This window comes from Pseudomonadota bacterium, from assembly GCA_010028905.1.
In the GTDB taxonomy this organism is placed as follows: Bacteria; Vulcanimicrobiota; Xenobia; order RGZZ01; family RGZZ01; genus RGZZ01.
Genome location: RGZZ01000174.1, coordinates 1 through 9,450, shown reverse-complemented (window position 1 = coordinate 9,450; position 9,450 = coordinate 1). Strand labels below are relative to the sequence as shown.

At 65.8% G+C, this 9,450-nt stretch carries 5 protein-coding genes; all 5 read right to left on the bottom strand.

Translation table 11 applies throughout. The annotated features are described in order from the left end of the window. Positions 1-3,531: DNA polymerase III subunit alpha (locus tag EB084_12935; protein NDD29163.1), on the bottom strand; the 3,531-nt coding region annotated here is incomplete at its 3' end. 150 nt (positions 3,532-3,681) lie between these two features. Beyond that, positions 3,682-5,613, bottom strand: a complete 1,932-nt coding sequence (locus tag EB084_12930; protein NDD29162.1) for a hypothetical protein — start codon at positions 5,611-5,613, stop codon at positions 3,682-3,684. Next, the gene (locus tag EB084_12925; GenBank protein NDD29161.1) at positions 5,588-6,349 is read right to left on the bottom strand and encodes an SDR family oxidoreductase; all 762 of its coding nucleotides are present in this window, start codon (positions 6,347-6,349) and stop codon (positions 5,588-5,590) included. The genes EB084_12930 and EB084_12925 overlap by 26 nt, the downstream gene beginning before the upstream one ends. A 258-nt stretch (positions 6,350-6,607) precedes the next feature. Beyond that, positions 6,608-6,880: a hypothetical protein gene (locus EB084_12920; protein ID NDD29160.1), complete on the bottom strand. Its 273-nt coding sequence runs from the start codon at positions 6,878-6,880 to the stop codon at positions 6,608-6,610. A gap of 218 nt (positions 6,881-7,098) precedes the next feature. Beyond that, on the bottom strand, positions 7,099-9,450 hold a 2,352-nt coding region (locus EB084_12915; protein ID NDD29159.1), incomplete at its 5' end, for a hypothetical protein.

Below are 9,450 nucleotides of genomic sequence, written 5' to 3'. Positions count from 1 at the left end.
GTTCGACGGTCCATCGTCGTACCCCGACGAAGGAGGCTCGTCCCACGGGGGGGCATCGCCGTCTTTCGACGCGGGGCGGGAAGGAGGTGCGGAAGACGTCGGCACCGCCGCACCGGTCTCGCCATCGAGGCGATCATCGGCGCGACTGGCCCAATCTTCAGTGGCGCTGCTGCCGGGCGGCGGCTTGTAGGTCGAGCGCTGACGCTCTTCCTGGGGGCGATCACGACGCGGCCAGCGCGACTTCGGCTGCTCGACCGGCTTCTCGAGCAGGCGATGGGCCGCGTCAGCGGTGAGCCCATCGAGGAAGACGACCTCGTCGGCCAGCACCTTCAGCTCTTCAGAAGGGATATCGCCTTCGTCGTCGTCATCACGACCGCCCCCCTGGCGCGCCTCGAGCAGCCCTTTCACGGCCACGATGCCCCCATCGACGATGGCGCCTCGACACGCCTCGTAGACCTTCGGCAGCGCCGTCACCTCGACGCTGCCCGTGGTGTCTTCGAGCTGGATGAACGCCATGGTCTGCTTCGTCTTGGTGATGATGGTGCGCATGCTCGTGATGACTCCGGCCACGAGAATACGCACCCCCGCGCCCGCCTCGTCGAACTGGCGGATCTTGGTGAACGAGCCGGCCTCGGTGGTCTCGGCATAGCCGCTGAGCGGCGTGTCGGAGAGGTAGAGCCCGAGCATGTCCTTCTCCATGGCCAGCAGCACGGGCTTCTCGAACTCTGGCTGTTCGAACAGGTCGAGGCCGGCGCTGTCTTCCGGCGTCTCGTCGAGCACATCGAAGAGGCTGATCTGCCCGGTCGACTGCTCACGCTGGGCTCTCTGCGCCGCGTCGAGGCACGGATCGAGGTTGGCCAGCAACGTCGAGCGTGTCTGATTGAGACAGTCGAAGGCGCCGCCCTTGATGAGCGATTCGACCACGCGCTTGTTCACCTGTCCGAGGTCGACGCGGCGGCAGAAATCGTAGAGCGACGTGAACGGGCCGCCTTCGACACGGGCCTTCACGATGGCATCGATGGCACCCAGGCCCACGTTGCGCACCGCGCCCATGCCGAAGCGCACGCCCTCGTCGGTGACGCTGAACGCGGCCTCTGACGAGTTCACGTCCGGGCCCAGCACGGGAATGCCGCTCATGCGCGCCTCGCTGACGAAGAACGACACCTTGTCGATCTTGTCCATGACCGACGTCATGAGGGCCGCCATGTACTCCCACGGGTAGTGCCCCTTGAGCCAGGCGGTGTGATAGGTGACGTAGGCGTAGGCCGCCGAGTGGCTCTTGTTGAAGCCGTACCCGGCGAACGTCTCCATGAGGTCGAAGACGTAGATGGCGAGATCTTTCGGGATGTCGCGCTCGACCGCGCCGTCGCGGAAGATCTGACGGTGCTTCTCCATCAGATCGGCCTTCTTCTTGCCCATGGCCTTGCGCAGCTCGTCGGCGAGGGCCATGCTGTAGCCGCCCATGACGTTGGCGATCTGCATCACCTGCTCTTGGTAGAGGATGATGCCGTAGGTCTCTTTCAGGATGGGCTCGAGCGTGGGGTGCGGGTAGTCGACCTCTTCGCGGCCGTGGCGGCGGTCGATGTACTTCTCGACCATGCCGCCCTGAATGGGTCCTGGTCGGTAGAGCGCCACCATGGCCACGATGTCGGCGAAGCGATCGGGCTTGAGCTGCTTGAGGTAGCGTCGCATGCCGCTCGACTCGAACTGGAAGATGCCGGTGGTGTCGGCCTGCTGCAGCAGCTCGAACACCTTCGGGTCGTCTTCGGGCAGGGTGCGCATCTCGATGTCGATGCCGTGTCGCTTCTTGATGGTCTTGAGGCAGTGCTCGATGACCGTCAGGTTTCGCAATCCGAGGAAGTCCATCTTGACGAGACCGATCTCGCCCACCGGACCCATCTCGAACTGCGCCACGATGTCCTTGTCGTTCATCTTCTGCAGCGGGACGTGGTTGCTCAGCGACTCTTTCGAGATGATGACGCCCGCCGCGTGGATCGACGCATTTCGGGGAACCCCCTCGAGCGCCCGCGCCAGGTCGATGATCTTGCGCGCGTCCGGGTTCTCGTTGTAGAGCCGTGAGAAATCAGGCGACTCGTCGAGGGCCGACTTGAGCGTGACCTTCGGACCCGCGGGAACGGTCTTGGCCACCTTGTCGACGAAGCCGAGGGGGAAGTCGAGCACGCGCCCCACGTCGCGGATGGACGCGCGCGCCTTGAGGCGCCCGAAGGTGATGATCTGGCACACCCGATCGTCGCCGTACTTGCGCCGCACGTACTCGATGACCTCACCGCGCCGCTCAACGCAGAAGTCGGTATCGACGTCGGGCATCTCCTTGCGCGAAGGGTTGAGGAAGCGCTCGAAGATGAGCCCGTGGCGGAACGGATCGAGCTCTGTGATGCCCGTGAGGTAGGCCACCAGGGAGCCGGCCGCCGATCCGCGGCCGGGGCCCACGGGGATGCCGTTCGACTTGGCGTAGTTGATGAAATCGCACACGATGAGGAAGTATGCGGGAAAGCCCATCTGCTTGATGACGCCGAGCTCGTAGGTGAGGCGCTCGAGAACGGCCTCCGGCGGGTTCTCGCCGTAGCAGCGCGGAAGGTTGTCGTAGCAGAGCTTCTCGAGGTAGGCCGCCTCGTCCATGCCGGGGTACTTGTCTTGATCGATGGGAAACGTGGGCAGGTGGTAGGTCTTGAGATCGAGCTCGACGTTGCACTTCTCGGCGATCTCGAGGGTATTGCGCATGGCCTCAGGGTAGTGGCGCCACACCGCGTCCATCTCGTCGGGCGACTTGAGGTAGAACTGATCAGAGCCGAACTTCATGCGGTTCGGATCGTCGAGGGTCTTGCCCATCTGGATGCACAGCAGCACGTCGTGCGGCGCGGCATCAGTGGCGTCGAGGTAGTGCACGTCGTTGGTGGCCACCAGCTTGAGGTCGAGCTCTTGGGCGAGCTTGATGAGCATGGTGTTCATGCCCGTCTGCTCTTGGATGCCGTGATCCATGAGCTCGATGTAGAAGTTCTCGCGCCCGTACATGTCGACATAGTCGGCGGCGATGCGACGAGCCCCGTCCCAGTCGCCCTTCGACAGAGCGCAGGGGATCTCGCCGCGCAGGCAGCCGCTGGTGGCGATGATGCCCTCGGCATGTTTGGCCAGGGTCTCGCGGTCGGCGCGGGGCCGGTAGTAGAAGCCCTCGATGCTCGCGATGCTCAAGATCTTCATGAGGTTGCGGTACCCCGTGAGATCTTTCGCCAGCAGCAGCACGTGGTAGTACGCGTTGTCGAGGCGACCCGTCTTCTGATCGCGCCGCCCTGGCGCGAGATAGGCCTCGACGCCGAAGATGGGCTTGAGCTCGTGCTTCTTGGCGGCCTTGAAGAACTCGACCGCGCCGTACATGTAGCCGTGGTCGGTCATCGCGATGGCCCGCGCGCCGTGGGCCTTGGCGCGCTCGAGCATGGGCCCCATGCGACAGAAGCCGTCGAGCAGCGAGTACTCGGTGTGCACGTGCAGGTGCACGAATTCGGGTGAAGACAAGTGACGCGAGACCTCCGTGGCTGGAACGCTGGACGCCGCAACCCGATCGCGGCAGGCTCGAGAACGCGTGTTCGTCGAGGTGATGCGGCGGTTGGGGGCGCAGGGGGCCTTCTACAGGCGAGGTCGCATGTCCCTCATGGGCGCGGCGGCTCAGTCGGCGGCGGGTGCCGCCCACAGCCAGCCCGCCACCTTCTCGAGCGAGCGGACAAGGTCGCTTCGGTCTTCTTCGGTCATGAGCGGCGACAGCGGGATGTCGACGGCGTGCGAGAGCAGGGCCGCCGTGCGGGGCGCCAGGGCGAGCACCTCGTCATCGCTCAGGTGAGGAAAAGCGAAGCGCCACTGCAGGAAGCAGCGCGCGTTGTTCTCGAGCGGATCGTTGAAGAGGCGCGCGTCGATGCCCTCGGCGCGCAGCGCCTCGACGATGACGTGTCCGTCGATGTCATCCGGCGGCCGCACGATGAGCGAGTCACCCGCAATCCCGTCCGGTGCTCCGGGACAGACGCGGCGGCGCCAGCCGGGCAGCGCGTCCACCGCCGCAGACACCGCCGCGTAGTTCGCGAGCGCGCGCGCATGCCGCGCCGACGCTCTGCGCAGCTGCACCCGCGCCAGCGCCGCGCGCATCTCGTCGAGACGCCAGCTGAGAATGGGGGCTTCGCGCCCGTCGGTGATCTTCTCGACGCCAAAGCCATCGGTATGGCGGCGCAAGCGCCCTTCGAAGGTTCCCGCCATGCGAGCCATGCGCTCGAAGGCGGTCTGGTCGGGTGTCACCACCAGGCCTCCTTCGCCACAGCAGATGGCCTTGTCAGACTGAAACGAGAAGCAGCCGGCGTCGCCGAACGTGCCGAGCATGCGGCCGTTGTAGGTGGTGCCGAACACGGGGACGGCGTCCTCCACCAGCAATATGCCCCGCGCTGCCGTGATGCGACGGATCTCCTCGATGCTGCTCGCGACGCCCCGCATGTGGCAGACGATGACGGCCGAGAGGCCATCGAGCTTCGTGGCGAGATCGGATACGTCCATGTTGAGGTTCTCGTCGACCTCGATCAGTCGCAGCCGCGCCCCCGACAGATAGACCGCACTCGCCGCGCCGGGAAACGTGAAGGCGGGTACGGCGACCGTATCTTCGCGACCGATGCCGTGGCCGAGAAGGGCCAGAGACAGGGCAGTGGTTCCGCTGGTGGTGGCCACCGCGAAGCGGGCTCCCAGGTACTTCGCCATCTCGAGCTCGAGCTGCCCGGCCTGCGACTCCTCGAACGGGCGGGTGTCGTAGCGGAAGAGCCGACGGCTGCGCACAACTTCCTCGGCGGCGCGCACGTCGTCGTCGTCGACCATCACGAACCCCTTGTCGTAGGTCGGCCAGGGCTTCGTGCGAATCGGTTGACCGCCGTAGAGCGCGAGACGCTCTCGAGCGCGCGGCGACGGTGCGCCCCCCTCGGCTGCGTGCGCCGTCGCGCCTTCGTTCGCATGGCTGCTCGAGCCGCCGTGCTCGAAGGCGTTGCGCAGGGTGCGGGTGGTGCGTCGGACGACCTCTTCGGCGACCCCCTCAACAACCTGCCACCAGTGCTCGAACGTGAGCACGTACTTGGGAAGCGTTGTGCCGTCCGGCATGGCGATCTCTCCGCGATAGAGAATGGTCGGATGCGCCACCTCGTACAGGTGCAGGAGCTGCTCGTGCACGGTGCTGATCAGCAGCGGCCGCCGGATCCGGCGCGCGTACTGGAAGATGCCCATCAGCCAGACGACCGTTCCCTTCGGCTGACGGCGCAGCTGAGGAATGACCCACAGACACATGACCTCGTAGGGGTGCTGCCCCTCGAACCGCTCTCGGATGCGCTGGACATCGGCCTCCGGCATGTCGTGCAGCGCGCGCAGATCGTCGGATTCGTTGACGACATAGCCCCCGACCATCTGGTCGCCGTCGAAGCAGCCGTAGACCAGGCTGGCTTGCAGGTACTCGAGCGACACGGGGTGACCACCGTTGGCCTCGTAGGCGGCGGCGAAGGTCTGGAGGTCGGAGGTTGCGGTGAGGGGACGCTGACGGATCATCGAGCTGCTCCTAAAGGGTGGCCGAGTAGCCGCCATCAACCGGGATGACGGTGCCGTTGACAAAGGCTGCGCCTGGGCTGGCAAGGAAGACCGCGACGGGGCCGACGTCGCCGGGAGTTCCCCAGCGGTGCAGCGGCGTGCGCTTCACCACAGACGCCTCGAGGTCAGGGAGGAGCGCGCGCGTTCCCACGGTCAGATCGGTGTCGATCCAGCCGGGGGCGATGGCGTTCACGGTGATGCCATCGGCGCCCCAGGCCACGGCGAGGCTCTTGGTCAACAAGACGATGCCGCCTTTGCTCACCGCGTACGGCAGCGAGAAGGGGCTGCCGAAGAAGCTGGTGAGCGAGGCGATGTTGATGATGCGTCCGTGCGTCGACGCCTTCAGATGGGGATAGGCGAGCTGGCTCATGGCGAAGGCCGCGGTGAGGTTCACGTCGAGCACGTGCGCGTAGTCATCGAGCGCGTAGTCTTCCGGGCGGCCGCGCACGGTCGTTCCGGCGTTGTTCACGAGCACGTCGAGACCGCCGAACGCCGCGACGGTGAGGTCGACCGCTTCGCGGCGCACCGCCGGGTCGGCCACATCGCCGATCACCACGCGCACGGCGTCCGGGTCGAACCACTGCGCCGCGGCCTCGCGGGCGCGCGTTGCGTCGCGACCGACCAGGGTGACGCGGGCGCCTTCGGCTGCGAAGGCTCTGGCGATGCCCAGTCCGATGCCCGCGGTGCCGCCCGTGACGATGACGCGAAGTGGAGATGTGTTCGCTGTGCTCATGGCGCGTGTCGAGCGCTCCCTTCTCGATGACGGGGCCTCGTCGCGACGCGTCTGCGCCGCCGTGCCCCGGAAGGCCGGTGGGTTCGCGCGGCCACCACGCGGTTCCTATCAGAGACGATGCCTGACGGGGTGAGCAGGTTCAGTGGCCGAAGCTGTTGAGACGCTTCCAGGTCGCCTTGTCGACCCCGATCGCACGCAGATCGTCGTCCTCGAACATGGTTCCTTCGAGGGCGACCTTCCAGCGTCCATCCTGCTTCTTCACGATCGCCAGGCCTCGGCGATCGCGTCGTCCTCGTTGGCCAGGACCGGCTTTCCCCCGAGGAGCAGGACACCTGCCACGAGGAGCAGGGTAAGGGAGAGCAGCGGGCGGCGGCGAGAGGCGGTTCCGCTGCGATTGCGTCTGCCGGCGGCCGCGGCAGGGTAGCGGACTGCGGTGGAGCAAGGTGGAAGGCAGGCAGGATGTGCATCGTGGGACCTCGTGGTGCGGTGGCTGCTGGAGGTCGTGCGCGGACCAGGGAGCGGGCGGCTCACGGGGTTCCTCTCGTTCCTGCGCGGGCTGTGATGCGCCCGACCGCCAGGGCGACCCGGTCGGTTGAGTGTTCAGGGATGCCCTGGGCGGTCCTGCCGAGCGCCTGCACGACGTCACGTCCTGACCGCCTGCAGCATCATCTGCAGGTCTTGTGTCTGGCGTCACCTGTTCGTGCCCCATCGCGAGAGTGATACAGTCTCACCCTGCGGCACGAGGCGTCTCACTGCGTCCATTGCAGCAGGGTCATGGAGAAGGGCGGCAGAGAGAGGTTCTGCGAGGCGTCAAACGCGTTGAGTGTCTCGGTGGTTGGCGCGACAACGGCGGACGTCTCGTTGTTGTCGGTGATGTTCGTCGAGGTGAGGCGCTGCATGGTGACGGTGCCGGTGGGTGCGTTCGTTCCGGTGAAGCGCACGTCGAGCGCGCTCGTTCGGTGGTAGTTGAAGACCACGAGCGAGTGCTGGGTGCCGTTGATGAAGGCATAGCTCTGGATGTAGTGCGCGTTGCTGAACGTGATTCGGTTCTGGTTGTTGATGCTCCAGGTGGGATTGTCACCGGATTGCGTCGTGACCATCAGATCGCCCGACAGCGCGTCGTTGAGCAGGCGCTGGGCGTAGTAGTGCGGACGCTTGCGGTTGGTGCGGCCCATGTCGATGGTGGCGCCCCACATCGGAGACGTGCGCGCGGTGTTGTCGGAGGCTGTCCACGAGTACGAGGCGCCCGCCAGCGAGAAGAAGTTCTGATCGCGGCAGTCGAGCTCCTCGAGCATCTTGAGCATGTGACCGGCCACGGCGATGGCACCGCCCACCGACGGGACGAAGGCGTCAACGCCCACTTGCGTGATGGCGCCGCTGTTGGTGTGCATGCTCACCTCGTAGACCGACAGGGGTACGGGCCTCGAAGAGCTCTGGAACGAGGTGTACACCTGGGCCATCGGTGCCGAGGTGGGCGATGGGTTGAGCGACCACCACTCCGGCTCGGCGAAGAGCGGTCCGAACAGCTTCTCGATGTCGAGCTGCCCCCCCGTTTCGAAGTCGTCGATGCGCGATGCGATGTAGGGAGCGAGCGTGAAGATGTCGTGCTGTGACGAGGCGTTGTGCAAGTTGAGATCGAGGTTCGGGTTGGCAGCCTGGCCGCCGAGCACGCATCGGAACTTCTGCGAGGAGTAGACCGGGGAGGCTTTCACCTGCGCAAAGAGCTCGTCGGCTCGCACGCCGCACGGCGTGGCGATGGAGATGGCGCCTCCGCGATAGGCGGTGTTGTTCCAGTTCTCGTTGCTGAACTCGAGGTAGATGCGGTTGAAGACGCTGGTCCACGGCGTTGCGTGCCCACGCTGCGCGCGAAGCGATCCGTAGGTGGTGGTCTGCGAATCTCCGCCCAGATACTCCATGAGGTTGGCGGCTTCTTGCGGGGAGAACGACGGTGGCATCATGTACCACGGGTCGGCTCCGACGTGCTCGCACAAGACGAGGTATTCGTGCAGTCCCGGGATGAGGTTGTTCTCGTTCGTGCTGTAGACGCTGTAGCCGCTTCGCCTGCGCGCGAAGAGCGGGGCCAGAACATTGTCGAGCGAGTCACCCAGGTCTTGGAACGTGAACCACCGCAGCAAGCGCGGGTTGAGTCCTTTGATGGCGTCGACCACATCGTCGCGGAACTCGGTCGGGTTGGTCACGCTGCCATCGGTCTGTCGCACGCTCACGTCATCGAGCAGCACCGCGCTCTGACTGACGGGAGAGAAAGCCACACTCACCGCACCGCTCACAGTTGTGCTTTCCGCCGCCGAGAAGGGCAGTGTGTAGTCGGCCCAGCTGGTGGTGAGCTGCACGGTCTGGCTGAGGTAGGGGGTCGCCGAGCCTCTGCGCACCGTCACCATGACACGGTTGTTGCCGCCCACGCCCTTCGCTCTGAAGGCCACGCGAAACTGACCGTTGAGGCGCATGAAGCCCGTGGTGGTATCGAACTGACCGGTGACGCCAGCCTGCTGTCCCACGGTGTCGGCGGTGAGGCGGGCGCACTGCAGCCCCACTGTGGAGGGCGGCAGGTCGGCGGACTCGGTGGTGACGGTGCCGCCCCCAGAGGCGGTCACGCTCCAGCTCGTGAAAGCCGCGCCTCCGCCCGAGTCGCCCGTGATGCTCTTGCGCAGCACCATGTAGTCGCCGTCAGACGCAGTGTGCGCCGCGTCGTTGTCGGAGAAGACGTAGGTGGTGCCCTGCGCGCTGCCGTTCGGATCGTTCGGGGCCGACTGCCGAAGCGGGGCGAGCGACGCCGTGACTGTTCCGGTGCGGCCCTTGGCGCTGCCCGACGACCAGATGATCTCGTAGGTGGCGCCATTCCAGAAACCGCTGGGCCACTGGGTGTATGGGGCGTCTTCTATGGCGCTGGTGGCCGTGGCACCGGGTCCGAGCCGAACCACCGACTGATAGAGCAGCCCCTCGAAGCCGGGATTGCGATGCAGCAGCTCTTTGGTGAGCTGGTGTGAATCGTAGTAGTTGTTCTGCGCCAGGTTGATGCCAAAGCGCTCGACGCCCGCTCGCTTCACCTGCGTTGTGACATCGATGTACGCTGACGGTGGAGG

Coding starts and splice junctions, on each gene's coding strand:
- EB084_12930 (NDD29162.1), bottom strand. CDS start 5,613: ATGGCGGCTACTCGGCCACCCTTTAGGAGCAGCTCGATGATCCGTCAG.
- EB084_12925 (NDD29161.1), bottom strand. CDS start 6,349: ATGAGCACAGCGAACACATCTCCACTTCGCGTCATCGTCACGGGCGGC.